Origin of the sequence: Butyricimonas muris, assembly GCF_046365375.1 — a bacterium.
Taxonomy (GTDB): domain Bacteria; phylum Bacteroidota; class Bacteroidia; order Bacteroidales; family Marinifilaceae; genus Butyricimonas; species Butyricimonas muris.
In genome coordinates this window covers 1-26,922 of the sequence record NZ_JBKEIT010000005.1, presented here as the reverse complement: position 1 = coordinate 26,922, position 26,922 = coordinate 1, and the positions used below count along the sequence as shown (strand labels likewise).

Below are 26,922 nucleotides of genomic sequence, written 5' to 3'. Positions count from 1 at the left end.
AGAATATGGGAAAAGAAGATACAAGACGACTAAAACAGATCATGACTTCGGCAGGTGAAGAAGCGAAGCGGCTGGGTAATTCGAAGATTTACCCGGAGCATTTGTTTCTGGGCTTATTGAAGTTGAGAAGTGGAAGGGCGGTTGATATATTGATGTCTTTAGGATTGGATTTTTACGAGGTGAAAGATAAGATAGAGCAACGTCTGGATGGTAAACGCTATAAGTCGGACAAGGTGGAGGAATTGGATTTCACGTTGGCGGCGAATAGCGTGCTGAAGCGTGTTTCAGAGGAAGCATGGGATTTGGGAGATGATGAATTGGATTCGGAACACGTGATGCTGGCTATTTTGAAGAATCAAGCCGGGTTCGTGACGAAGCTGTTTAAATCAATGGATATTGACTATGACACTTTCAAGGAGGCGGTCTTGAAAGAAAAGATGCGGATGCAGTCCGAGTTTAACGACGAGGGGGATGACCCGGAAGACGGGGATGATGATGCATCCATGTATAACCCGTATCGCCAAGGTGGTCCGGTATCGTCGAAATCCGACACTCCGGTATTGGATAATTTCGGTATCGATATCACGAAGGCGGCAGAGGAGGGGACGCTTGACCCTATCGTGGGGCGTGACCGGGAGATCGAACGGCTGGCCCAGATATTGAGCCGTCGGAAGAAAAACAATCCGGTATTGATTGGTGACCCGGGTGTCGGCAAATCGGCTATCGCCGAGGGACTGGCTTTGCGTATCATCCAAAAGAAAGTGTCCCGCGTGCTGTTTGACAAGCGGGTGATCTCGTTGGATATCGCTTCTATCGTGGCGGGTACCAAGTACCGCGGACAGTTCGAGGAGAGAATGAAGGCGATACTGGCGGAGTTGGCGAAGAACCGGAATATTATCCTGTTTATCGACGAGATTCACACGATCGTGGGTGCCGGGGGCTCCGGAGGTAGTCTGGATGCAGCCAATATGCTGAAACCCGCGTTGGCTCGCGGGGAGATACAATGTATCGGTGCGACGACTTTGGACGAGTACCGTCAGAATATTGAGAAGGACGGGGCTCTGGAACGTCGTTTCCAGAAAGTACTGGTAGAGCCGACCTCTGTCGAGGAAACCGTGGAGATTTTGAATAATATCAAGTCCCGTTACGAGGATCATCATAACGTGCGCTACACGGACGATGCCATCAAGGCTTGCGTGAAGTTGACCATGAGATATATTTCCGATCGGGCTTTGCCTGACAAGGCGATTGACGCTTTGGACGAGGCGGGTTCGAGAGTACATATTTCCAATATCAATGTCCCCCCGATTATCGAGCGGTTAGAGAAGGATGTGGAAGAGGTGAAGGAGAAGAAGAAGGACGCCGTGAAACAACAGAATTTCGAGGTGGCTGCCGCTTTCCGGGATAAGGAGCGTCAGTTGTTGAAGCAATTGGAGGACGAGAAAGTGAATTGGGAACGTGATCTGGAAGAAAACCGGGTAACCGTGACCGAGGAGCATATTGCCGAAGTGGTTGCCATGATGACGGGAGTTCCGGTACAGCGTATTGCCAAGACGGAGGGGATGAAGTTGTTGCAGATGCACGACGAGTTGGAGGATAGTGTTGTCGGGCAGAAAGAGGCTATCGAGAAGATCGTGAAAGCTATTCACCGGAATCGTGCGGGGTTGAAAGACCCGAATCGTCCGATAGGTTCCTTTATATTCTTGGGACCGACCGGTGTCGGTAAAACCCAGTTGGCGAAGGTGCTGGCCCGTTACTTGTTTGATTCGGAGGACGCGTTGATTCGTATCGACATGAGCGAGTACATGGAGAAGTTTGCCGTTTCCCGATTGGTCGGGGCGCCTCCGGGATACGTGGGATACGAGGAAGGAGGTCAGTTGACTGAAAAAGTACGCCGGAAACCGTATTCAGTGGTATTGCTGGACGAGATCGAGAAGGCTCACCCGGACGTGTACAATATCTTGTTGCAAATGTTGGATGACGGACAATTGACGGACAGTTTGGGACGAAAGATTGATTTCAAGAACACGATCGTTATCATGACGTCCAATATCGGAAGCCGTCAGTTGAAAGATTTCGGCCGCGGAATAGGTTTCGGTTCTCAAGATATGACCGAGAATAGCGATTACGCTAAAGGTATCGTGCAGAAGGCCTTGAAGAATGCGTTTTCCCCGGAGTTCTTGAATCGTATTGACGATATTATCATGTTCAACTCTTTGACGAAAGAGGATATTTACAAGATTATCGATATCGAGTTGAAAGGCTTGTTCAAACGGGTAAACGATTTAGGATTGGTGATCACGATCTCGAAAGAGGCGAAAGATTTTATTATCGAGAAAGGTTACGATCCGCAATACGGTGCCCGCCCGTTGAAACGTGCTATCCAGAAATACCTTGAAGATGAACTGGCAGAGGTTATCATCAAAGGCGTGGCAGAAGGTACGGAGCTTGACGTGGAATACGACAAGGCGGAAGATAAGATTGTAATTAAGGAAAAGAAATAGGTTTGCAGAAAGATAAATTAGATGAAGAGGGGGTGTCAAAACACCTCCTCTTTTTTCGTGTATGATTCTGGGTGGTAGGTGATAGTGATACATGAATATTGTTTAAGATAGGTGGTTAAATCTAAAAAAAGTGTGTGAAATGAGTAAATAAATAAGGAGTTTTGTTATTTTAGCCCCGAAAATAAGGTTGGTCATAAAAATGGGAAACAACGAGGAGATATTATTGTTATTTAGAAAGAATGAGCAGCAAGGATTTCGTTTGTTGTATGCTTCATTTTATGATCCGTTAATTTTGTTCGCTACTCAATTGTTGGGGGATGCCGAGGAGGCTGCGGATGTTGTTCAAGAGTGTTTTGTTGATTTCTGGGCTAACAGGCGTTTTAATAGTTTGCGCGGTAGTTTGGAGAACTATCTTTATTCTGCTGTGAAGCACGGTTGTTTGAATTATTTGCGGAACACGAGGCGACGGGAGGATAAACATGATGTGATTCGGGAGGAGCTGTATGATGAAGAGGAAGGGGTGGATCCGGAATTGGTGGAGAAGTTGTATCGTTCGATGGAATCCTTGCCGGAAGAGCGTAGGCGCATATTGCATATGGTGTGTATGGAAGGTATGAAATATCAAGAAGTGGCAGATCAATTAGGTGTTAGCATTAACACGGTGAAAACTCAGATGGGGAGGTCTTTGCAATTCTTGCGTAAAGCGTTGAAAACGGATGATTATTTGACGTTGTTATTTTTTTTAGGAAAAAAATAATATCTGCTGTCACCCGAAATCAATAGTTAGGTTCCTTTAGTGAAAAGGAATTAATATGGATGATAGAATCAGTGAAATAATAGCAGCTTATTTGTCCGGTGAAGTCTTGTCGGAAAGTGAGCGGCAAGAGGTGGAGGCTTGGTTGCGAGATCATGATGGGGAGAAGGAGGTGGAAGTGCTACGGGGGATGTTTCGAAGTGCCCGGTTGGTAAAAGAGGCTCCGGGGACGAGGGGAGCGTCCGTTATGAAAAAGATAGAGGCGAAGGTGGTATCCAGACGTGTTGGCAGGAAGTTGAAAATTCGATGGAGTTATTCTGTGGCGGCTGCAATAGCTGTTTTGTTGTGTAGTGTGTTGTTGTACAGGTGGCTGGGGACGAATCAGGAAAATCAAGTTGTTCCGCGAGATGTGCGACAGAACGTGAACACGAGTATAGCTCATTTGAAGTTGAACACGGGGGAGGTAGTGGAGCTTGAGAAGTATGATGGAAAGTTTATTCGTGAGGATAGCGTGCAAATCGCGAATGAGAATGCGACTTTGAGGTATACGTCAACGGATTCTGTGGCTCCCGAAAAGGTGGAGTTCAATACATTGGTTATTCCCCGGGGCTCGGAGTACAATATCGTTCTGGCGGATGGGACGAAAGTGTTTTTGAACGCGGGGTCGGAAATTAGTTATCCGGTTGTTTTCGCGGGAGATAAGCGGGAGGTTAAGTTGAAAGGAGAGGCTTATTTTGAAGTTCGGAAAGATGAGCGACGTCCTTTTTTCGTGCAGGCAGGTGATGTGCAGATTCAGGTCTTGGGAACTTCTTTTAACGTGACGGCTTATCCGGGACGCGGGAGAATAGAAACGACATTGGAAGAGGGGAAAATTCAGTTGACGGATGGAAGGGAGTCTGTGGAGGTGAGCCCGGGGAAACAGGCAATTTATGATATCGAGGATGGTAGGTTCGAGGTTAAACAGGTGGATACAAAATTGTACACGGCGTGGAAAGATGGATATTACAAGTTTGACCAGATGACGCTGGAGGATATTATGGAGACGTTAGCGTTGTGGTATGATTTGAATGTTTTTTATCGGAACCCGGGTGTTAAATCATTGGAATTTACGGGACGTTTGAGACGGTATGATGAGGTGGTGAGTTTGTTTGAAAAGCTCGAACAGACCGGGTTGGTGGTGTTTGAAGTAAATGGAAAGAATGTAATTATTAAAGAAAAATGAAAGTTGGGGATTCCCCAATCCCCAACTTTAGATAAAGTACAACAAATGCGTGTTAGGTAGTTGTTGTACATGGTATAATCTTAAAAAACAAAAGTATGCAAAAAAGTCGAATTCGAATAAGGGCTTTGTGCAAGATTCCTGTTCGGAAAATGTTAATCTTTATGAAATTGTTTTGTCTTTTTCAGTTTGTTTTTTTCATCTCGGTGCAAGCGAATGTTTATTCACAGCAAACCGTGATTAATCTGGAGATGGAGAATGTTTCGTTGAAGACTGTTTTTACGGAACTCGGTCAACAGTCCGGTTGTGATTTTCTGTATAATAATCAGATGATACAACAAAAAGGGAAGGTGAGTTTGAAGGTGGAAAACAAGTCTTTGGATGAGGTGTTGAAGGAATGGTTGCCTTCGTTAGGTTTGACTTTCTCTTATGATGATAACGTGGTAATTATTCGTGCGGCTGCGGATGATAATAAGAAAAAGACGTATATCATCAAGGGGCAGGTGGTTGACGAGAAGAATGTGCCTATGCCCGGGGTTACCGTGATGCTGGATAGTACTCAAGTGGGAACGGCAACGGATACGGCAGGACGTTTTGTATTGCCGTTACCCAAAGAAAAAGGGTATCTCGTGTTTTCTTTTATCGGGTTTAAGACCCAGAAAGTGGCTTACACTGCAGATAAGTTGTTGGTTGTGAAGATGCAGGAGGATATATCCGGGTTGGATGAGGTGCAGGTGGTTGCTTACGGTTCCCAGAAGAAACGTACGGTGGTTAGTGCTATATCTTCCGTGAAGGGGGATGATTTGAAGGAATTGCCGACGCATAGTCTGGAGAATTTGCTGCAGGGGCACATGGCGGGTGTCGAGGTAAATAATATTTCCGGTTCTCCCGGTGGTGGTGGTGCGATTGTGGCGATTAGAGGTTACAATTCGTTGTTTGTGGATGGAGAAGGCTCAGACAGGGGCTACGGTACTCCTTTGTACGTGATTGACGGAATCCCGATGCAATCCTTTACTTCGGCTGTTACCGGGGCAAATACACTGTCTGATTTGGATCCTTCGATGATTGAGTCTATTGAGGTGTTGAAGGATGCGGCTTCCGCGGCAATTTACGGTTCTCGTGCCGGTAACGGGGTAATTTTGATTACCACGAAGAAGGGGCGTGCCGGTAGAGCCCAGTTTAACGTGAATGTATCGTATTCCGCATCTTGGTTGCCTAAAGCACCCGTGCAGTACGGGGGAAGTTACGAGAGAATGTACCATTTGAATGCTTTGCGCAATACGGTATTGCCTTATAAGACTGCCGATGGAAAGTGGAAGATGCCGACTTCTTATGAAGAGGTATTGAGTCTTCGAAAACCGAATGGTCCGATGTACGATTGGTTCTGGGGTAACGCATCCACTCGTCAGGATGCAATTGTTTTACAGGATAGTTTGAATGCCTTTTATAATAATTCAACTCATTGGTATCGGTTGAATTATCAAACCGCTAACGTGGTTAATGCCAATATACAGGCCTCCGGTGGTAACGATAATGTACGTTATATTGTGGGTGCCGGTTATTATGATGAGGAGGGGATTGTTATTAATACCGGATTTACGCGTTTTAATGTGATTTCCAATTTGACGGCGTATCCGACTAAACGTCTGCGTATGGATACGCAGTTGGGACTTACGTATAGTGACCGTAGTCGAGGCTCTAATGCCGGACATGGTGCTCAAAAAATAGAGAGCGTTAGTTCTGACCCGAAAAAGACATCGACTTTGTTGCCGGGAGGAGGTGCTTTCGGGGAAAGTATGGCCAAGAAGTTGAATGAGGTTTCGGAGAAAAATCAGAGTTATTCTTTGCGTTATAATATGGTTTTTGATTACGAATTGATTCGTAATTTGCATTTGAAGGTTTCAGCGGGAGTTGATTATAACCAGCAGAATCAAAATACTTTTAAACCAGCCAGTTTAGATGCTTATACTCATTTTTCGGAATCAAAAGGAACAATCTCGAGAGATTTGTCGATATTGAACGAGAATTTATTGACTTATTCCTTTAGTTATTTGAATAAGCATAATTTTAATGTTATGTTAGGGTTGTCGTTCCAAAAAGATCAGTCTTTTAATAATAAGGGAGCCGGGAAAAACGGTCCCAATGATAAAATACATTACGTGGGAACCGGATGGGGTGGTAATTACGGATTGAATAACACGAATGTGTCAGGAGAGGGAGAGCCTTTTTACGAGTCTGCGTTTGAGTATGAATCTTCTTTTTCGGAGGAGCGTATGAATAGTTATTTCGGGCGTTTGACATATAATTTCAAAGAGAAGTATATGTTTGAGGCGACTATTCGTCGGGATGGTTCTTCTGTCTTCGGGGAGAATGTGCGTTGGGCAACCTTTCCCGCTTTTGCTATCGGTTGGACATTTTCGGATGAGGCATTCATGCAATCGTGTTATTGGTTGAGTTTCGGTAAAATTCGAGCTAGCTGGGGTACTTCCGGGCAAAAGTTCGGGCAACGTTACTTGTCGCAAGGATTATTAATGGCAAGTGGAACGTTCCATGGCTCAGCCGGTATTGTTCCCGATATTAATGGAGGGGTTATCAATAAGAAATTAAGTTGGGAAGAGACGGATCAATATGATTTAGGGTTGGATTTGAGTTTCTTCGATTACCGTTTGCGTTTGGTTTTGGATTATTATTATCGCTACACGACAGGTCAATTAAATCGGATAGAGTTGCCGGGAAATATTTATTTCCATGGTTTTCAGTGGCAAAACGGGATGGCGATTTCGAATCAAGGTATAGAATTGGAATTGGAAGCCGATATTTTGAGAAATACGGCGGTGAAATGGAGAATGAAGTATAATCTTTCACGGAACTGGAATCGTTTTGAGAAGAGTGCGGACGGTTTTGATTTCGAAAATCAAGTGATAGGTAAACCCTTGAATCAGCTGAAAGTGTATAAAACGGATGGTTTTTACAGTTCGTTTGATGAAGTGCCTGTTTATTATAATGCACAAAGAGAGCCTCAACCGTTATATGGGAATGCTATGTATGCTGTGTTTACACCGGGTAGTCGACGGATTCTCGATTTGAATGGAGATGGAAGAATCGGACAGGATGTAGATATGTATTATGCAGCTAGTCCGCTACCTATAGCTCATGGCGGTTGGATAAACGAGTTGCGTTGGAAAAACTTTGATTTGAATATATTCTTTAATTACTCTTTGGGGCGTCACGTGTTGAAACTTTATGATGACGTGGCGTTAGAGCCTTCCAAAGCGGGAAGACCGTTGTTTGTTGATATGAATGACGTGAATATTTGGAACGGGGCAGATTCTAAAAAAGCGGATTATCCTAAAGCACAGTATTATTACGAACCGAATCAATATAGTGGTTTGTATGATTGTGATATAGAGAATGTAAGCTTTATACGTTTGAAACAATTGACATTAGGTTATAATTTACACCAGAATATTGCGAAGAAAATCGGTATATCCGGGGCGCGTGTTTTTATCACGGGAGAGAATTTGTTTACGTTGACTAACTATTCGGGGTTGGATCCGGAATTGATAGATCTTAAGACTGGAAAAGATAATTTGAATTCTTACCCGTTACCTCGGAAATTTACTATTGGATTAACGGTTAATTTTTAAAATGTAGCCCAATGAAGAAATTATTAATATTATTATTGTTTATTCCATTGCTTTCATGTAATGATTGGTTGACGGTTGAGCCGGAAGATTCGGTGACTTTCGTTAATTATTTCAAGAACGAGAGTGAAGTTGAAGCGATGTATAATGGCATCTTGGCTTCCATGAAGTCGGTTTGTATGGGAACTCAACCCTATTTTTATATTTCGATTGATGCGGATAATGTCGGGATGTATTACGAGGGATTCCGCACGTTGGATCCATTTACTTATTTGGATGACGAGAGCATGGTGTTGGATATAGAGTGGGGGGAATTTTATAACGTGATTTACTTGGCAAATGTGATGCTTGAAAACGAATACCGCTTTGAAAATATTTCAAAAGAGCGCACGGAGTTTTGGTTAGGGCAAGCTCATTTCGCTAAAGCTCTTGCTTATTTTCGATTAGCTCAAATCTGGGGGGATGCTCCTATAGCCAAAAGTTCGGAATCCATTGAACCGGAAGGTAAGAAACCGGCGTTGGAAGTTTTGAACGAAGCGTTGAGAGAGGCAAAATTGGCTTTGACGCTTCCTACTCATGATAAATTGATTAATGCTAACGGGAGTAAGATTACTTCCAAGCAATACGCGAGTCTTGGAACGGTAAATACGTTATTGGCGAATATTTATGCTTGGTTAGGAGGCTTGACTCATGAAAGAGAGTACTGGGAGGAAGCGGAACGGTATGCGTCGGAAGTGATTGACGGTAAATGCGGTGTGTACGAGTTGGAGAGCATGGATGGCTTGGTTTCAAACGTGTTCGGTGCGAATCGGAATAGCAGGGAAACGATTTTTTGTATTGATAATGATCCTTTGGATGTTGATCGCAAATGGTGGTCAGAATTGAAGACCGAGTTGCCGGGACAGATGTTGATGAGTTATCCTTACACGACGACAGACGAAGCGGCGATTGCTAATATTGTAAATGATAGTTGGGATGAATATGTAAAGATTACCGTGGAGACGGTTAAAAGCATTTATCCGGAAGAGGTGGATGCCCGTCGGAGAGAATTCTGGTTCGAGTTGGGAGAATTGACTTATCCTGTGTATGAGTATGATGAGGAAACTGAGGAAGAGATCGAGGTGGGACGTGAGGTAACCCCTTATGCGCATATTGCCAAGTGGAGGGACGTGATTAAGCAGACGAGTGAGGAGGTGACATCGTGGGCTGGTGAAGTCGTTATCGCGACGGATGGCGATTGGGTCATTTGGCGATTGGCCGATTTGATCTTGTTGAGAGCGGAGTGTCGCGTGAATCTGGAGATGGCAACGGCTGTAAATGATTTAAATACGGTTCGATATCGAGCGGAGTTGGGAGATTACACGGGGTCCAAAGATAAAGAATCTTTGCGTCGGGAAATTTTTGATGAGCGAAGACGCGAGCTTTTCGGTGAAGGGCAATATTATTTCGATATCGTTCGTAACGGTTATTGGAAAGAGGTGTTGTATGGTAATTTCACGACTCTAACAGATCAAGATGTGAAAAATGGAGCGTTGTACGCGCCGGTTGGCGTGGGTGCGTTTACTAAAAATACGTTGATGACTCAAAATACTTATTGGCAATGGCAAAATTAATATATTTATTAAAAGGGGTTGCATTGATCGTGTTATTGGGATCGTGCACGAAGTGGAATTATCATGAAGGCGAGTTGGCGAATGGTGTTCATGATTGTTCGATGTGGGAATATTTACATACACAACCTTGGGATTGGGATTCCACGATTATCATGATTGAACATGCCGGATTGAAAGATTTGTTCGAAGGAAAAGGTGAGCACGAGCAAATTACTTTTTTGGGTGTGACTAATTACAGTATCCGTTTGTATATGATAGAAAATGGATATGAAAAAGTGACCGATATTCCGGTGGAATTTTGTCAAAATACACTTTCGAAGTTGATTATACCTCAACGTGTTATGCTAGCAGATGTGCCCCGGGGAAAGAGGGATGAGTATACGGGAGAGGAGAGTGACGGTATCGAGTATCGAACGCTGGGAGGACGCTTGTTCATGTGGACTTATCAACAACCTTTCGAGGGAGTGCCGGATATGGGTGAAATTTCTTTACATTTTTTCGCTCGTGGGGGAACGGCGGTTAATAGGATTTATTCGACTGATATACAAACGAATAATGGCGTTGTTCAGGCTTTGGGGTATAGTTTTCAGTTTAAGTACATTTAAAATGAATAGAGATGATAAGAGGACTATTATATTTTGTCATGTTGTTCATGGCGTTGGCATTCATGAGGTGTAGCGATGTTGCTGTTGGTTTTTTGTTCACGGATGATGCATCTTATACGCAAGATACATTGAGAATTACTCGTTTCTCGAACCTTGATGAAGAGGATATTGATGTGACAATCCCATGGGTGACTTCCCAAGTAGAGCAACTTTTGGGTACAGAACCATTGACTTATTCACTTGCAGGAGTGAAGAGCTCTAATGGACAGGAGGCCGCAGAGGATTTTACCAAATATCTGACTGTGATCGGTGGTGGACGGATGTACGTTGATGCAAAAGTCGATTCGCCCGAGGGGTGTTACACGGTTTCTTTGAAAGTTGAAAATGAAGGTCATTCGGCTATTCTGACGGATATATTCACGTTCGTGTTGGAATAGTTTTAACAAAATAGGAGAGAGAAGATTGTCTTCTTTCTCCTTCTAAATATTTAATAGCAATGAGATATATAAAATTTAGTTTGGTGATCCTGTTTTTAGGATTGCTTGGGACGGTTTCTGCCCAAATTACTTTTTTCGAGGGGACATTTGAGGACGCTATGGCGAAAGCTAAAAAGGAGAAGAAAGAGCTTTTTGTCGATTTTTATGCCGATTGGTGTCAACCGTGTAAATTGATGGCAAGTGAGGTTTTTACTTTGCCGGAAGTGGGGGAGTATTTCAATAAAAACTTTGTATCTATTCAGATGAATGTGGAGGCTCCGGAGAATAAGACGCTCGTGCAGAAGTATAAAGTGGAAGTACTTCCCACGCTGTTGTTTATAAACGGGAAAGGAGAAGTGGTCCGCACGATTAACGGGGTGATGGAGCCGGGGGCTTTGTTACACGAGGCAAAAGTTGTACGAGGTGATGCTTTGAGTTTTGAGAAGTTGTACGAGAAAGTAAAGAAAGAGAAAAAAAATCTGGATTTGCGACAAGAGTTGCTTTTGCAGGCTCCTGTATTTATAGGTACTCAAGAAGGGTATAATCGTGAAAAATGGGTTGTACGTATAGAGTCCCTTTTTGACGAGTACGTGAATAGCAAGAAACTGGAGAATATGGCAAACGAGGAGGATTTTTCTTTGTTGGTGATGTTCCATGCCAAGAAGGCGAAGAATGATTTTATTTTTGACGGGTTGGTGGCGAATTATGAGCAATATGTAGAAAAAGTTGGTAAAAGTGAGGTGGATAATTATATTATAACGTTGTTTAATGGGTATATTATTTCTCTTTGCCGGGAGGGAAAGGCTGAGTATAAGCAGGAATTAGAGCGATTGAACGGGGATTTGAATGCTGTTTACGGGAGCATTCCGTTTGGAAAGTTGTCGGCGTTCGAGGCGATTAATTTGTTGGCAGACGGGTATTATAATTTGAACCGGAAAAATACGGATGTTTTTTTCGAGAAGATGAATCAATATTTTGATGGGGCGGATACTGTTTTAACCGTGAATAATTACACGATGCCTGTTGAGGATTTGTTTACACTTTATCAAGGACGTTTACCGGAAGGCGCTTACCCACGGGTAATACCATGGTTGGAGAGAGCGTTGGCTTTCCCTTCGATAACCCCACAGTTGAAAACCCGGGTGTTGTGTATTTTAGCGGATTGTTATAAAGAAACCGGGGATTTGTCAAAGGCAAAGCAATGTTTTAATCAGGCATTTATCGTGAGCGCGGAAATTGATAACGAGCAGATGAGATTGCAGTTACAGAAAATGATCCAGAGTAGATTGAATACATTATGAAGCGTGTAATAGTATTATTTTTGTTCCTTTCATGTTCTTGGGCTTTTGCTTTAGCCCAAGACAGTTCTTCTGTGTTTCGTCATGGAAAGTTGGAAAACGGGTTGACTTATTATATACGCCACACGGGAACGCAACCCGGATGTGCTGATTTTTATCTGATACAGAATGTCGGTTCGTTGATGGAAGAGGAGGATCAGAACGGGTTGGCACATGTGTTGGAGCATATGGCTTTTCACGCCACGGAAAGTTTTCCCGATGGAGTACCTGCTTTTTTGAAACGTAACGGGATTGCACTTTTTAATGCCAAGACGGGGTACGATGAAACGGTGTATAATATAAAGAATGTCCCCACGGCTTCCCCGGGATTGCTTGATTCGTGCGTGTTAGTATTGCGGGATTGGTCGGGGTTTTTGACGTTGAAACCGGAAGATATGGATCAGGAACGCAAGGTGATCCGGGAGGAGCGCCGCACGAGAATGACGGTGAGCAAAAGAGTGCAGAAAATGTCCGATCCTTATATGTACAATGGAAGTAAATACGCGACACATGATATTATCGGTTCGGTGGATGTTGTCCAGAATTTTACACCGGAGAAGTTGAAGGAGTATTATAAGGATTTTTATCGTCCGGATTTGCAGGCGGTGGTGATACTGGGAGATATTGACGTGAGCGGGATGGAGGCTGAAGTGAAGCGGTTGTTTAATCCTATTCCGAAAAGGAAGAACCCGAAAACTCGTGTCGTTTACGGGATAGAGGATAATGATGAACCTTTGTACGCGAAGTTGATAGACAAGGAAATTCCCAATAATTCGGTGATGCTGGTGAAGCGGATTCGGAAAGAGGCAGAGAGTACATTGGAAGCGATGTCGCGAGAGAGGTTGTTGCGTGATTTTTACAATCGGATTATGCGCGGTGCTCTTGCCGAGTACTTGCAGGTTGGGGATTCCTATATTTTAAATGCCGGTGTCGGTGTTTTTAATATGCAACGGAATTATGACGGGCTGAATATCGCCTTGACATCGTTGCCCGGGAAAGAGAAAGAGGCTTTACGGCAACTTTTGGACCAGATGGAATATGTACATCGCTTGGGTTTCACGGATGAGGTGTTGAAGCCAGCATTCGAGAGTTACCGGAGAGAAGTAAGGGCAAGCATGAATCAGGAGAATAATATCCCTAATGATGTGTTTCTTCAGATTTATAAAGATCATTTTTTGCTTGGGAAGCCGCTGTGCAGTGTGGATGAAAAATTAGCAGCTCTATCGGGGGTTCTTGATACGCTGTCAGCTAAAACTTTTCAAGCATGGATATCCAAGTGGGATGATGGTAAAAATTGGGTTTTCCTGATGCAAGGTAGCGATTCCACGTATACTTTCCCGAGTGTGGCGGAGATAAAGGGAATGATTGCCCAATCCCATTCGCTTGAAATGGAAGAGAATCGAGTTGAATTGCAGGTGATGGATGGCAATACCGAGTTGGTTGATTTTGAAATTCAAGGCGGACGAGTTGTAAAAGAGAGGAAATTGAAGGATTTGGATGCGGAAGAGTGGGTTTTGAATAATGGGGCAAAAGTGTATTATAAGTATACAGACGGGGATAGGGGAACTTTTAACCTATTGGCTGGAAGTGTCGGCGGGCGTTCTTTGCTGACGGCAGAGGATTTGCCTTCGGCGGATGCTTTGTCCGCGTTAGTTTTAGAGTCCGGTTTGTACAAGTATGATATGCAGACGCTAAAATATTTGATGAAGGATCACACGGTAAATATGAACGTGTCTTTGGATGAACGTGCTGAAAGTATTAGTGTTTCGGCGGTATTGAAAGATGCTGATTTTGCTTTTCAGTTGTTTTATTTGGCAATGGAGCACCCGAGATTCGACCGGATAGTTTTTGATCGCTTTGTAACGGTTGGTCAAATGACTCAGTCTAACGCTCGTCGAACTATGAATGATACGATCCGAGAGGTGCTTGGTGCAATCCGGCGAGTGGAATCACCGCGTCTTTGGAAAAAGGATTCGGTTTACTATGCCGCAATGGATTATGACCGAATGATTCGGATTTATCAAGATCGTTTCCGGGATGCATCCGATTTCGTATTTTATCTGGTGGGAGATATCAAACGGGAAGAGGCTCAAGAATTAGTGGCTAAATACATCGGGGCACTCCCGTCTATTTACCGGAAAGAGAAAGCGGTGGAACATAATTATAATCGTCTGGGGAATATTACCGAGGACGTGGAGGTTGATATGCCCGATGAAAAATATATGGTAAGTATAGAGTTTCAGAATACATTAAAAATTCGTCCGATAGATGAAGTGTGTATGCATGTACTGAAATTGTATTTCCAATATTCGTTGCAGGATAAAATCCGGGGAGAGCAAGGGGCTGCTTATGGTGTTCAAGTTTTAGGAGGAACGACGACTTCTCCCCATTGTTTGCAAGAATTATTTATCCGCTTTGCGACTTCATTGGATAAAGGACCGCAGATGAGGGCACTTGTTCATGAACAGGTTCGGGAATTTCTGGAAAAAGGGCTGTCGGAAGAAGCTGTGGAAGATTTTGTTCTAGCTATAAAGAAAGAGAAGAAGGCTGCGGATGATGCCGTTTATAACACGATTGCTTTCTGGACGGAGAATCTTCAATTTTATAATAAAACAGGGAAAAGAATGGATTCACCTTATTATTTTGAATCGTTTATTGATAGAATAAAAGCTAAAGATGTGTTGTCTTTTGCCCGTAAGTTTTTTGGTAGTGCACAGTGTGTTGATTTAGTCATTAAGTCGAGAAAGTGAGTAGAGAGGTCGCCCGAGTACGTTTTTTCCCGTTCGGGCGGCATTCTTTATTTGTTTTTTAAATGTTTCCGGAGAAATTTCAATCCCCTGCTTTTTTGGACTTTTACCGTGTTTATGCTGATTCCTAGCTTTGCGGCAATCTCTTTGCCGGATAGTCCGGCGATACTCAGTTCTATGATTCTTTTTTGCATGGGTGGCAGTTTTTCTATATATGCGTGCAAATGTCTGATGATTTCGATTTGAACGGTTTTAAGTAAGAAATCCAGCGGAAACTCTTCCGGGTAGTGTTCTTGTTTCATTTTGTTTAAAATATGGTTTTGATTTCTCTTGTCACGAATGAAAATCAGTGAATTACGATATGTTGACTTGTAGAGATAACTTAATAATTCCCGAGAGGTAGGGAAGCGGGTATCTGTATACCATATATTAATGAAGAGGTCTTGTACAATATCTTTTGCGTCGTCAAAGTTGTTGACGATCGTTTCCGAATAGGTACATAACGCTTTGTAACAGATGGTATAGAGTTGTTTCCAACTCTTTTCTTCCCTATTATTTATCCCCTCTAAAATCAAATCAAGTTCTTCCATCACAAATTTGTCGCATCCGATAAAAGAATATACTATACCACGGAAGTGGAAAGGTCATTCTTGTGCATAATAAATTTAGATATAATGATTCGGGAAAGAGTGGCTTATTTGGAGTATTTTCCGACGGGGAAGGGGTGTTGTTCGTAACCTTATGGGGGATGGTTCTGGCTAGCGTAACTTTATATGTTCGCCTTCGGCGAGTTGCAGGTCACAACTTGCCGAAGGCGATTTAGAGTTTATTTCTTTATCGCTTTTTGTAAAGCGTGTACCAGAGGTTCCACGCTTAGAGGGCTGCCCGTGGCTTGGATCATCCATTCGTTCGGGGTGAGGCGTCCCAAACGATAGATGCGGTCTACTTCTTGGGCAAAGTTTTTGCCGTTAAGATAGTCTTCCAATTGAAATTCGATGATTTGTCCGAAAGCGTAGGCGGATAGATACAGCGGGTAGCTGATCATGTGCGAATAGATTGCCAGTACGGTTTCGTCTTTTTTACCGAAGACGGGAGCGTAATATTTATTCCATATCTCTTTTGATAGCGTGATTGTGGCTTCTTTGAGTTGTTCCGCCGTGGCATCGGGATGGGCGTACATCCATTCCCACACGGAGATATCGAGCATGGAAACACCCATGATCTCGTACAGGCTCCAGAACTTGTCGAGGATGTCCAGTTTGTCTTTCTCCGGATCGTTGTTCTCGATGCCGAGAAGTTGTAAATCCCGTTTCTGGAACACGAAAGCGAGGGCTTCCGTGAAAGCCGTGTTGGGGACTCCTGCCATCATGAAATTGTCCACGTTATACATGGAGATCGTTTGCTCCACGTTATGCCCGAACTCGTGTACGGCGATGTTGTATCCCTTGTAGTTCATTCCCTCGGAAGGAATACGGGTGCGGAGATGGGATTGTTGACCTTTCATGGCGGCTCCCCACGCGTGACCGGAGCCGCGGGCTGCATCCACGGCAATCTTGTCGCATATCTCGTTCGCCCGCTCCGGGGTAAAGCCCAAATGGATTAACAGAGAGGGAAGTCCTGCCTTGAATGCCCCGGCATCGGGATACAGTTTTTGTATTTGCGCGTCCAGTTTGGTTTCATCCAGATTGCTGCGGGGTTTAAAACCGTCGTACCATATATCATAGGCTTCCAACTTTCTTCCCAAACGTTTGGAGATAATTTTGCCGACCTCTTTTAATTCCGGGGAGGTGAGAAATTGATTGAACAGAGCTTTCACGTCTTCCACGGAAACCTCCATTTCTCCGGAGAATTTACGGTCGATAAAGTTCTTTCCGGCGTAAGGATCGATGGCTTGCATGGCGTGGAAGTTATTCAACATCCGTTGGTAACGCTCCGTGTCTTCCGGTGTTCCGGTGGCGGATTGCCCGTTTTGAGCGAGAGTGTTCGTGTAAGGATTCCAGTCGTAAGCACCGGAATTGATCACTTGTGTCGGGATTTCTTGGGATATGATACGCTTCATTACCTCGTACACCGTACGTTGTTTGTCCAGTCCCTCTTTTCCTTTGTTGTAATTGGCTTTGATTTCATCCCGTAAATTCCAGTGGGTAAGCAGTATTTTGTCTTCCGGGAATAGTTTTTGCCCCTTGGGATTCAACACGTGTCCCATGTAGATGTTATAGCTGGAAATATAGACGTCGGCGTCGCTTTCCGCTTTGGCTCCTGCTTGCAGTAGTTCGGCGGGTACTCTCTCCGTGAACACGTCACCCAGACGGGCGTATGCCCATGCCGTGCGGTCTGTACCCAGTTTCTCCTTGTCCTGCAAGGGAACTTCCGGGAAGTTGAGGGCGATGATGAACCCGATCTTGTTGTTGTAAAAATCGTTGATGAGGTGTGCCCCCGGACTGTATGCCCCGAACATGGGGTCGATGTCATGAAGAGGGCCGTTATCTTGGTGCAGGTTCAACTGCAACTGGAGCGATATCTCGTTGAAATGCCCCCAGAGGGCTTCAAAATAATGACTTACTTTTTGGAATACTTGTTCCTTTTCCGCCGCGGTAGTGATGTAGTTATTCACGCAAAACTCTTGAAATTCTGTATCCGTCCCGTCTTGCGTCTGCCAAAGGTGTGCCGCTTGACGCACTCCGGCTTCGATGAGAGTTTTATCGGTACCGCCTTTGGTTTGAATGGCGTTGATTGTGGCTTGTATTGTTTTCTCCGGAATCTCGGCTTTTGCGATAAGCCCTGTAAATAAACATACCAATAATAAAGAGTGTTTCATGATAATGGGTTTATAAGGTTTGTAAAGTTTATAAGGTTCATAAAGTGTTTTTCTTGACTTTATAAACTTTAGCTCCCGCAAGGGATACTTTATGAACTTTATAAACTAAGAGAGGCTGTCATAAACAGCCTCTCGTCTGGTTTATTGATTTAGTAGTTGGAAATATACAATATCTTCCCACCCGTTACCCCGGCGCAGCCAGTTTTTGCGGTAACCGGTTTGCACGAAACCGAGTTTTTCGAACAGTTTCCGGCTGCCGATGTTGCCACTGGGCACGCTACTGTATATCTGGTTCAGTCCCAGCGTTTCGAAACAGTAGTCTATCATCAAGCGGATAGCAGAAGTAGCGAATCCTTGTTTCTGGTTTTCGCTGTCGTGAATCATGATACCGATACCTGCACGTTGGTGATAAGGATCGAAGTCGTAAAGATCGACTAATCCTACACGTGTTTGAGGTTCAATCCGTTCCACCATCAAGCGCAATTGCTTGGTGGTATAGATATCCAGATGGCACGTTTCAATGTATTTTTTTAACGTGAATATAGAGAATGGGGTGAGTGTATCACTGACTTCCCATAAATCCATATCGTTCTCCCATTTGTACAAGTATTCCAAGTCCTCCGGTTCAAGGGCTCTCAAGCGAATAGTGTCATCCTTTACCATAGTTGTTGTATAATTTTCGTGTATAAGTTCATTTTATCGCTTCCAAATATAGCAATTTCCCGCTTTGGTTGTTGTTAAATCAAGGAATAAATTAAAAAATATTACCTTTGTCAAGTTAAGAATCAAGAATTGTAATAGCTCGTAGTTCATGTATAATTTATTATCTATCGTGGGAGCGACCGCAACGGGGAAAACAGCTTTGGCTGTACGGTTGGCGGCGGAATTGAAGGGAGAAATCATATCGGCGGATTCCCGGCAGATTTACCGGGGAATGGATATCGGTACGGGTAAGGATTTGGGAGAATATGTTTACGAGGGGCAGCCGGTGCCTTTCCATCTGATTGATATCGCGGATGCGGGTTTCCGTTTCAATCTTTTCATGTACCAGCAGGAATTTCTGAAGGTGTGGAATGATTGCCGGAGTCGGGGAGTGTTTCCCGTGATGTGCGGGGGAAGCGGCTTGTACGTGGAGTCGATATTGAAAGCATATCGCATGACTCCGGTTCCGGAGAATCCGGAATTACGGGCACGTTTGTCCGGGAAGTCTTTACCGGAGTTGGCAGAATTACTGGCGTCTTATCGCGATCTGCATAACACGACGGATACCGATACCGCCAAACGGGCTATCCGGGCTATAGAGATCGCGGAGTATTATAAAACACATGAACCGGTGAAAGGCGAGTTCCCCGAAATTCAATCGCTGGTTGTCGGGGTGTTGTTCGACCGGGAAAGTCGCCGTCAACGAATCACGGAGCGGCTGCACGCGCGTTTGCAATCCGGCATGGTGGAGGAAGTGAAAGGATTACTGGATAGCGGTATTAAACCGGAGGATTTGATTTATTACGGTTTGGAATACAAGTATCTCACTCTTTATCTTACCGGAGAATTGAGTTATGACGATATGGTGGAGCAATTGAATATCGCTATTCACCAATTTGCCAAACGCCAGATGACTTGGTTTCGCAAGATGGAACGCGACGGTTTTGATATTAAATGGCTCGACGGCAATATGCCGCTTGACGAGAAAGTCGGGCAGGTGATGGAGTGGATGAATCAGTGCCCGTCGCAACCGCAATGGTGATCATGGTGGTGATGGTCGTCATTCTCGTCCTCTTCTTCATCGTCGTGGCGAAGTAGTTCTTCGAGGTGCAGGAGCGTGTCTTCCAGCAGGAAATTCTTGTTTTCATCACTGTTTGCTTGGAGGCGTTTGATGGCGATATGTATTTTTTCTTCGGGGATTTTACCACCTAGATTTTCGATTACGGTGGAGGCTTCCAGTGCCGTGATAAAGTCTTCGTTTAATAACATATCCACGAATACATCGAGGTATTCAGAGAAATCAATGGCGGATTCCCAACAAATACGCAGGAGGTTTGCTTTCCCCGACTCGCTTGTCGCGTTGATAAGTTTGTCCATCAAAATGGTTTTGAAGTCGGAATCTTTCACGTCTGAAAGTAATGACGTGATGTTTGTTATTACGGTTGTATCTTGACTGCGTAATAGAATATCCAGCAATTCCGATGCGATAGAGATATCGCCTTCTTGTTTGATTTGCTCGATGGCACTTTTCACGACTTCCATGTCGCTATCTGCCAACTGCTTTAGTATATCTTGTTTGTTTTCCATGTTGTCCTTATATATAAAAATGTATCCGATACTTTCGGGTATCGGATACAAATATAAGGATCATTTACGGGATTTCTTCGCTCTGGGGTGGAAATTTGTAACCGTGTCCCGGGTGAAGTTGTTATCCAAATGCGTGTAAATTTCTGTTGTTAAAATAGATTCGTGTCCCAACATATCCTGCACCGTACGAATGTCCGCACCGCCGTTCACGAGGTGGGATGCAAACGAGTGACGGAAGGTATGGGGAGATACGACCTTGCTCAATCCTGCACGGCGAGCCGTTTCTTTGATGATATTGAAGATCATCACGCGGGAGAGGGCTTTCCCCATCTTATTCAAGAATAGGATATCCTCGTGTCCTCTCGCTTTTTTCATTTTATCCCGGTCTTTCTTTAGATAGCAACGAATCTCGTCTTTAGCTCTTGCTCCCAGCGGAACAATCCGTTCCTTGTTGCCTTTTCCCTCGATTTTGATGTATCCGGTGCGGAAATTGATCTGGGAGAGTTTCAAATTCACGAGTTCGGATACTCGCAAGCCGCAAGAATAAAGAGTTTCCAGAATTGCTTTATTGCGTTGACCTTCTTGTTTGTTCATGTCGATACTGTCGATCATCGCTTCGATTTCCTCAACGCTTAGTATGCTTGGAAGCGAACGTCCGATTTTCGGGGAGTCCAAAGAAGTTGCCGGGTTAAGTCCGATAGTCCCGTCGTACAGCAAGTATTTGAAGAAAGATTTTATACTCGAAATACTTCGCGCTTGCGTGCGAGGGGTAACCCCGGTATCTTTCAATACCATGAGAAATTCGTTCAATACATTATAAGACGCCTCTTTTGGATCTAATGGAGGAGTCAATTTTTCGCAATAAGCTGCTAACTTTCTGATGTCGTTCAGATAGGCCTCTACCGAATTTGGAGATAGCGATTTTTCTAAGACCAAATATGTCCGAAAACTATCTATCGTTTCGTTCCAAGTCATGTTTAACCGTGTTACAATATAAATAATACAAATTCTAATTCACCACTTTCACCTATATAAAGAGAACTATATAAGTTTTCGCCAGCTAAAGATAGAAGTTTTTTTCGTGACTTGTAACACTTTTGTCGAGTTTAACGTAAAAAAAATCCATGAAGGCTTTTGTAATAAAAATTTAATTGCCGAAATGCGGCACGCGGAATCCCCGTTCGTCGTTTTTTTGTTAATTTCGCGAAAGATTAAAAACAAATGTTATGAAGGTATTGATTTTAAATGGACCGAATCTCAATTTGTTGGGTGTCAGAGAAAAAAGTATTTATGGAGAAACTTCTTTCGATGATTATCTGGCGGGGTTGAGAGAGTTTTACAAGATGGTGGAGATCGATTATTACCAGTCTAACGTGGAGGGGGAGTTGATTAATAAAATTCATGAGGTAGGCTTCGCGTGTGACGGTATTATTCTCAATGCAGGGGCTTACACGCATACTTCGATAGCTATCGCGGACGCTATTTCGGCTATTTCATGCCCCGTGATCGAGGTGCATATCTCGAATACGGCGAAACGGGAGCCTTTCCGGCACGTTTCTTACTTGACGGCTGTTTGCCGGGGGGTGATTGCCGGATTCGGTTTGAAATCTTACGAGTTGGCGTTGCAGGCTTTATTGGACGAATGATTTTTTAGATTTATAATATAGAATATGAAGAAGACAAAGATTGTGGCTACCATATCCGACAAGAGATGTGATGTGGAGTTTTTGGAGAGTTTATACCGCGCGGGGATGAATGTCGTGCGGTTGAATACCGCTCACCAAGATATCGAGCAGGCGTTGAAGGTAGTGGAAAACGTTCGGAAAGTTTCTGACGATATAGCCATATTGATCGATACGAAGGGACCGGAAGTACGCACCATGTTGATGGACGAACCCATGCACGTGGACCGGGGAGAAACGGTTTACCTGACCGGTGATCCGGAGTTGAAGATGGAAGGTAAATTAATTCATGTTTCCTACCCGTATTTCGCGGAAGATATAAAGGTGGGGGACAAGGTGCTGATTGACGACGGGGACGTGGAACTTGTGGTCGTGGAAAAACATCACCATAGTTTACAGATGATGGCGACGAACGAGGCTACAATCAAGAACCGGAAAAGCGTGAACGTGCCGGGGGCTTCGTTGAAATTACAATCTTTAAGTGATAAAGACCGGGCTTTTATTGATTTCGCGGTGGATAATCATTTGGATTTTATCGCCCACTCTTTCGTGCGCAACAAGGAAGACGTGATGGCTGTACAGGCGATACTGGATGCCCGTGACAGTAAAATCAAGGTGATTGCCAAAATAGAGAATCAGGACGGAGTGGATAATATAGACGAGATTCTGGATTATGCCTACGGGGTAATGGTTGCCCGCGGGGATTTGGGAATCGAGATCGAGGCGGAGAAGATACCGAAGATTCAACGATATATCGTGAAGAAGTGTATCGAGAGCAAGAAACCCGTGATTATTGCCACGCAGATGTTGCACACGATGATCGAGCATCCCAGACCTACGCGGGCGGAGATCAGTGATATCGCCAACGCTGTCTACATGGGTACCGATGCTATCATGTTGAGCGGTGAAACGGCTTACGGGGCATACCCGGTGGAGGCGGTGACCGTGATGCGGGAAGTGGCGGAGGAGAACGAGGGTACTGTGCCGCCGGATGCCGGGAGAAGTTTGGTACGTATCAATAATGAGATTACCGCGGCGTTAGCCCGTTCTGCCGTGAAAACGGCTTTGATGCTGCCCATTAAGGCTATCGTGGTGGATACTTTGTCCGGTCGTACGGCACGTTACCTGTCGGCTTTCCGGAGTGATCTGCCCGTGTATGCCCGTTGCTATAACGAGCGGGTGATGCGGGAATTGGCATTGTCTTTCGGTATATATCCTTATTACACGGAAAAACCGATGTCCCGTGACGAGTTTATGAACGACCTTCCCGAAATGTTGATGAAGCAGGGTATCAAGGACGACGATTATGTCGTGGTTGTCGGCGGTAGTTTCGGACGGGGAAAGGGAGCTTCGTTTATTGAAGTTTGTAAGATTGGAGAAATAAGATAAGACAAAAAGAGAGCCGGCTTTTTTAAGCCGGCTCTCTTTTTGTCTTATCTTATTTCTTTTCTTTCAGTATATCTCTGATTTCGGTTAGTAATGTTTCTTCTTTCGTGGGGGCGGGAGGTGCCGCGGGGGCTTCTTCTTTCTTTGTCCGTAGATTATTCATGAACTTGATGGCGATAAAGATGGAGAAAGCAATGATCAAAAAATCGAGCGTTGTCTGTATAAAATTACCATAATTAACGGTGACTGCCTCGATCATTTTCCCGGTCGCCTCGTCCGTGTGGGCGTGTTTTAGCACGATGTGCAGGTTCGTGAAGTTAATACCGCCGATCAACATACCCACGAGAGGCATGATGATATCACTGACAAGAGAGGATACAATTTTCCCGAAAGCACCACCGATAATGATACCGACTGCCATATCCACCACGTTCCCTTTCAGGGCAAATGCTTTGAATTCATCCAAGAGTTTCATATTTCGATATTTTTTTGGTTATATAATTTGTGTATTTGAACGGTTAAACTTTCAAAATGTTGTAAAACTACATGAATTATTTTTATCCGCGTAGAAATGAAGGGAGAATTTTGCATTATTATTGTAATTTTGTGAGGGTAAAAATGGATGTAATGGAAGAGAAAAATAGGGAAAAGCAAATATATAGGGTCACTATTGTCGGTTCGATAGCGAATTTTGGGCTTTTGGTTTTCAAGTTCGTGGCAGGGATACTCGGGAAGAGTAGCGCCATGATTGCCGATGCCGTGCATTCCCTTTCCGATTTCATCACGGATATTATTGTTCTGGTATTTGTCAAAGTTTCCGCCAAACCGAAGGATACCGGACACGATTACGGGCACGGGAAGTATGAAACGCTTGCCACGGCAATCATCGGTTTGGTGCTGTTAATGGTCGGGACTGGGATTTTCTGGAGTGGATTGAGCAAGATTATTGCCGTTTCAAAAGGTGAGGAGATCGGGAGTCCCGATATGATCGCTCTCATCGCGGCAATTGTTTCAATCGTGGTAAAGGAGGTGCTTTATCGCTATACCGCGATCGCGGGGCGGCGGGTGCAGAGTCAGGCGGTGGTGGCCAACGCGTGGCATCATCGTTCGGATGCTTTCTCTTCGATTGGTACGGCTTTAGGTATTGCCGGGGCTATCTTTCTGGGGAAGGATTGGCATATTCTTGACCCGATAGCGGCGGTGATCGTGAGTGTTTTTATCGTGAAAGTATCCATCCAATTGCTGATTCCCTGTATGAATGATCTGCTGGAACGTTCGTTACCGGAGGAAGTAGAGAAAGAAATTATTACTATTATAAATAAAGATCCACAGGTGAAAGATCCGCACAACTTGCGTACTCGTCGTATCGGTAATGATTTTGCAATCGAGGTGCATATCCGGGTTCAGCCGGATATGACGGTTCGGGAGGCGCATGTGGTGGCCACGGGCATCGAGAACCGTTTGCGTGAAAGGTACGGGAAGCGTACTCATGTGGCGGTACACGTGGAACCTGTGAAAAATGGAAAGATTGAAGAATGAGAAGAATCGTGTGGTGGTATGCCGCGGTGTGTTGTGCGGCGGTATTATTCGGGGCTTGTAAGGAGGAACAGAAAAGCAAACGCCCCTTCGTGTATTTCACAAATTATCAGCGTACTTTTAATGATCTGAATGATCGGCATCTGTCCTCGGCAAAACGCTTGGGGATAACTCCCTTGACTTCATCGGGGGAGTTGAGTAAAGCCGACAGGACGCTGAAAGAGATAAAGACTTGTAGCTTGTTCAAAGTCGACAAGCTCACGCACTCCGAGCCTTATCTGGTGCCGGAGGCTTGTGAGTTGCTGGGAACGATAGCCCGTAATTTTAAAGATTCGCTTTACCAAAAGGGCTTGCCCGCGCATAGTATTGTCGTGACCAGCGTGTTGCGCACGGGGTCGAGCGTGAAGAATCTGCGGAAAAAGAACATTAACGCCAGTGCCAACTCTGCCCACGTGTACGGTACCACGTTTGACATCGCGTATGCCCGTTTTGAAAAGGACGGACGCAAAGATGCCCCCGGGGATAAGTTGAAGAGCGTGCTGGCGGACGTGTTGCAGGATTTGCGCTTGCAGAAGAAATGCTACGTCCGTTACGAGTATAAGCAGGGGTGTTTCCATATCACGGTACGATGAGGTTTGAATGTTAATATTACTTATTTCTGCATTAAGACAGTCACACGATCTTTGAAAATTTCGTATGACTTCTGTTTATAAAAGGAAGTGTATGAAAAAGAGTCTTGTTGCTTTGGCATTCGGAACCTTAGGGTTGGGTATTGCCGAGTTCGTGATGATGGGAATATTGCCCGATATCGCCGCCGATATGCATATTAGCATCGCTACTGCCGGTCATTTGATATCCGCATATGCGTTAGGTGTTTGCGTGGGTGCGCCCGTGCTGATACTGGCACGGAAATATCCGTTGAAACATATATTACTGGGATTGGTGGTAATGATTATGCTGGGAAATACTTGCGCGGCCTTGGCTCCCAATTATTGGGTGATGTTGTTTGCCCGCTTTCTGTCCGGGTTGCCTCACGGGGCTTATTTCGGGGTGGCTTCTATCGTGGCGGAGAAACTTGCCGACAAGGGGAGAGGCTCGGAAGCGGTTTCTATCATGATCGCGGGTATGACCATCGCGAATCTGTTCGGGGTTCCTCTCGGAACGGCATTGAGTGCATCCATTTCATGGCGGTTGACGTTCGGGCTTGTCGGTTTTTGGGGAATACTTATTTTGTACTTTATATGGCGCTGGGTGCCGCAAGTGGAAGGTGTACCGGATACCGGGCTGCGGGGACAATTCCGTTTTCTGAAAACTACTGCCCCTTGGTTACTGTTGGGAGCGACGTTGTTAGGCAACGGTGGTACTTTCGCGTGGTATAGTTATGTCACCCCTCTCTTGACACACGAGGCGGGCTTCCCCGCTCACACGATTACATTTCTGATGATATTGGCAGGATTTGGCATGGTCATCGGGAATCTCACGGGCGGGCGGCTTGCCGATCGTTACACGCCGGGAAAGGTGGCTGCCGTTGCGCAGGGCACGATCGGGTTAAGTTTGCTGTTAATCTTTTTCTTTGCCGGGATATCATGGGTGACTGTGATACTCATGTGCGTGTGTACGGCTTGTTTGTTTGCCGTGTCCAGTCCGCAACAGGTATTGCTGATTCGTTACTCGAAAGGAGGCGAGATGTTGGGTGCTGCCAGCGCGCAAGTCGCTTTCAACTTGGGAAACGCCATCGGGGCATACGCCGGGGGCTTGCCGTTGCAGGCAGGACTCGATTATCGCTATCCCGCTTTGGTCGGGGTTCCTTTTGCCGTGGTAGGTTGTCTTCTTCTTGTGATATTCTCCCGGAAATTCGAGCGGCATTCTTGAATGTTATATTATCTTTGTGGGATAATATAAATCACGGAATATGAAAGTAGGAATTATTCGTTGTCAGCAGACGGAGGATCTTTGTCCCGCCACCACTTGTATCAAGTGTGCTTCGGGAGGAAAATTGGCGTTCGAGGGTGTAGGGCCTTCCGAGATCGTGGGTATCGTTTCTTGCGGCGGTTGTCCCGGTAAACGGGCGGTGAGTCGTGCGAAGATGTTGGTTGACAGGGGGGCTGAGGTGATCGCTTTGGCGTCATGTATTTTTAAAGGAACACCCATCGGGTTCCCGTGTCCCCATGCTGCACAGATGAAAGCGGCTATCGCGCGGAAGGTGGGGGAGAACATTCAAGTGCTGGATTACACGCATTGAGAATGAGCTCCGCGGCACTCAAGCGTTGACTTTCCATGTCCCTATATTCCGTTCGGTAGCAATAAATTCC

General features: G+C 44.8%; 22 protein-coding genes. 16 read left to right on the top strand and 6 right to left on the bottom strand.

Going from position 1 to position 26,922, the window contains the following annotated elements; all coding sequences use genetic code 11:
• Positions 1 to 5 precede the first annotated feature (5 nt).
• The 9 genes from ACK8P8_RS09450 (at position 6) to ACK8P8_RS09410 (ending at position 14,902) form a co-directional block, all read left to right on the top strand.
• The gene (locus tag ACK8P8_RS09450) at positions 6 to 2,504 is read left to right on the top strand and encodes an ATP-dependent Clp protease ATP-binding subunit (RefSeq protein ID WP_099293507.1); all 2,499 of its coding nucleotides are present in this window, start codon (positions 6 to 8) and stop codon (positions 2,502 to 2,504) included.
• 199 nt (positions 2,505 to 2,703) lie between these two features.
• Positions 2,704 to 3,261: an RNA polymerase sigma-70 factor gene (locus ACK8P8_RS09445; protein ID WP_186976376.1), complete on the top strand. Its 558-nt coding sequence runs from the start codon at positions 2,704 to 2,706 to the stop codon at positions 3,259 to 3,261.
• Positions 3,262 to 3,316: 55 nt separating this feature from the next.
• Complete coding sequence (locus ACK8P8_RS09440) at positions 3,317 to 4,480, top strand: FecR domain-containing protein (RefSeq protein ID WP_186976378.1); 1,164 nt, start codon at positions 3,317 to 3,319, stop codon at positions 4,478 to 4,480.
• Between the two features lie 161 nt (positions 4,481 to 4,641).
• Positions 4,642 to 8,124 carry a SusC/RagA family TonB-linked outer membrane protein gene (locus ACK8P8_RS09435; protein ID WP_227215838.1) on the top strand — a complete coding sequence of 1,161 codons (3,483 nt, stop codon included), beginning with the start codon at positions 4,642 to 4,644 and terminating at the stop codon, positions 8,122 to 8,124.
• An 11-nt stretch (positions 8,125 to 8,135) separates the two neighbouring features.
• Positions 8,136 to 9,734 carry a RagB/SusD family nutrient uptake outer membrane protein gene (locus ACK8P8_RS09430; RefSeq protein ID WP_292266404.1) on the top strand — a complete coding sequence of 533 codons (1,599 nt, stop codon included), beginning with the start codon at positions 8,136 to 8,138 and terminating at the stop codon, positions 9,732 to 9,734.
• Positions 9,722 to 10,339, top strand: coding sequence for a hypothetical protein (locus ACK8P8_RS09425; protein ID WP_186976384.1), 618 nt, complete (start codon positions 9,722 to 9,724; stop codon positions 10,337 to 10,339). Before ACK8P8_RS09430 ends, ACK8P8_RS09425 begins: the two co-directional genes overlap by 13 nt.
• Before the next feature lie 11 nt (positions 10,340 to 10,350).
• Positions 10,351 to 10,776 carry a hypothetical protein gene (locus tag ACK8P8_RS09420; RefSeq protein WP_141560993.1) on the top strand — a complete coding sequence of 142 codons (426 nt, stop codon included), beginning with the start codon at positions 10,351 to 10,353 and terminating at the stop codon, positions 10,774 to 10,776.
• 59 nt (positions 10,777 to 10,835) lie between these two features.
• Positions 10,836 to 12,116, top strand: a complete 1,281-nt coding sequence (locus tag ACK8P8_RS09415; protein ID WP_410025816.1) for a thioredoxin family protein — start codon at positions 10,836 to 10,838, stop codon at positions 12,114 to 12,116.
• The gene (locus tag ACK8P8_RS09410) at positions 12,113 to 14,902 is read left to right on the top strand and encodes a M16 family metallopeptidase (protein WP_410025815.1); all 2,790 of its coding nucleotides are present in this window, start codon (positions 12,113 to 12,115) and stop codon (positions 14,900 to 14,902) included. The genes ACK8P8_RS09415 and ACK8P8_RS09410 overlap by 4 nt, the downstream gene beginning before the upstream one ends.
• A gap of 47 nt (positions 14,903 to 14,949) precedes the next feature.
• On the opposite strand, the gene ACK8P8_RS09405 is transcribed toward ACK8P8_RS09410, so the two are convergent.
• The 3 genes from ACK8P8_RS09405 to ACK8P8_RS09395 all read right to left on the bottom strand — a co-directional run bounded on the left by ACK8P8_RS09405 (position 14,950) and on the right by ACK8P8_RS09395 (position 18,380).
• Positions 14,950 to 15,489, bottom strand: a complete 540-nt coding sequence (locus ACK8P8_RS09405) for an RNA polymerase sigma factor (protein WP_227215833.1) — start codon at positions 15,487 to 15,489, stop codon at positions 14,950 to 14,952.
• 236 nt (positions 15,490 to 15,725) lie between these two features.
• A complete protein-coding gene (locus ACK8P8_RS09400; protein ID WP_410025813.1) occupies positions 15,726 to 17,717 on the bottom strand; it encodes a gluzincin family metallopeptidase in 1,992 nt (663 codons plus the stop codon).
• 141 nt (positions 17,718 to 17,858) lie between these two features.
• Entirely contained in the window at positions 17,859 to 18,380 is a 522-nt protein-coding gene (locus ACK8P8_RS09395; protein WP_099293485.1) for a GNAT family N-acetyltransferase, read from the bottom strand.
• Between the two features lie 148 nt (positions 18,381 to 18,528).
• On the opposite strand from ACK8P8_RS09395, the gene miaA reads away from it, so the two are divergent.
• Positions 18,529 to 19,461 carry a tRNA (adenosine(37)-N6)-dimethylallyltransferase MiaA gene (gene miaA, locus ACK8P8_RS09390; RefSeq protein WP_099293483.1) on the top strand — a complete coding sequence of 311 codons (933 nt, stop codon included), beginning with the start codon at positions 18,529 to 18,531 and terminating at the stop codon, positions 19,459 to 19,461.
• On the opposite strand, the gene ACK8P8_RS09385 is transcribed toward miaA, so the two are convergent.
• Together ACK8P8_RS09385 and xerD are read right to left on the bottom strand one after the other, a co-directional pair.
• Positions 19,434 to 20,006 carry a hypothetical protein gene (locus ACK8P8_RS09385; RefSeq protein ID WP_186976396.1) on the bottom strand — a complete coding sequence of 191 codons (573 nt, stop codon included), beginning with the start codon at positions 20,004 to 20,006 and terminating at the stop codon, positions 19,434 to 19,436. The genes miaA and ACK8P8_RS09385 overlap by 28 nt on opposite strands.
• A gap of 60 nt (positions 20,007 to 20,066) precedes the next feature.
• Complete coding sequence (gene xerD, locus ACK8P8_RS09380; protein ID WP_186976398.1) at positions 20,067 to 20,981, bottom strand: site-specific tyrosine recombinase XerD; 915 nt, start codon at positions 20,979 to 20,981, stop codon at positions 20,067 to 20,069.
• A gap of 251 nt (positions 20,982 to 21,232) precedes the next feature.
• Between xerD and aroQ the strand changes: the two genes are divergently transcribed.
• Together aroQ and pyk are read left to right on the top strand one after the other, a co-directional pair.
• Positions 21,233 to 21,652: a type II 3-dehydroquinate dehydratase gene (gene aroQ / locus ACK8P8_RS09375; protein ID WP_186976400.1), complete on the top strand. Its 420-nt coding sequence runs from the start codon at positions 21,233 to 21,235 to the stop codon at positions 21,650 to 21,652.
• 24 nt (positions 21,653 to 21,676) lie between these two features.
• Positions 21,677 to 23,077, top strand: coding sequence for a pyruvate kinase (gene pyk / locus ACK8P8_RS09370; RefSeq protein ID WP_227215829.1), 1,401 nt, complete (start codon positions 21,677 to 21,679; stop codon positions 23,075 to 23,077).
• A gap of 49 nt (positions 23,078 to 23,126) precedes the next feature.
• On the opposite strand, the gene mscL is transcribed toward pyk, so the two are convergent.
• Complete coding sequence (mscL, locus tag ACK8P8_RS09365) at positions 23,127 to 23,549, bottom strand: large-conductance mechanosensitive channel protein MscL (RefSeq protein WP_099293473.1); 423 nt, start codon at positions 23,547 to 23,549, stop codon at positions 23,127 to 23,129.
• A 152-nt stretch (positions 23,550 to 23,701) separates the two neighbouring features.
• Here mscL and ACK8P8_RS09360 point away from each other — a divergent pair, with 152 nt between their 5' ends.
• The 4 genes from ACK8P8_RS09360 to ACK8P8_RS09345 all read left to right on the top strand — a co-directional run bounded on the left by ACK8P8_RS09360 (position 23,702) and on the right by ACK8P8_RS09345 (position 26,852).
• Positions 23,702 to 24,613 carry a cation diffusion facilitator family transporter gene (locus tag ACK8P8_RS09360; protein WP_370645641.1) on the top strand — a complete coding sequence of 304 codons (912 nt, stop codon included), beginning with the start codon at positions 23,702 to 23,704 and terminating at the stop codon, positions 24,611 to 24,613.
• Complete coding sequence (locus ACK8P8_RS09355; protein ID WP_186976407.1) at positions 24,610 to 25,242, top strand: DUF5715 family protein; 633 nt, start codon at positions 24,610 to 24,612, stop codon at positions 25,240 to 25,242. Before ACK8P8_RS09360 ends, ACK8P8_RS09355 begins: the two co-directional genes overlap by 4 nt.
• 91 nt (positions 25,243 to 25,333) lie before the next feature.
• On the top strand, positions 25,334 to 26,482 hold the full coding sequence (gene araJ / locus ACK8P8_RS09350; RefSeq protein ID WP_410025812.1) for an MFS transporter AraJ: 1,149 nt from the start codon (positions 25,334 to 25,336) through the stop codon (positions 26,480 to 26,482).
• A 40-nt stretch (positions 26,483 to 26,522) separates the two neighbouring features.
• Positions 26,523 to 26,852 carry a CGGC domain-containing protein gene (locus ACK8P8_RS09345; protein WP_410025811.1) on the top strand — a complete coding sequence of 110 codons (330 nt, stop codon included), beginning with the start codon at positions 26,523 to 26,525 and terminating at the stop codon, positions 26,850 to 26,852.
• Positions 26,853 to 26,922 lie beyond the last annotated feature (70 nt).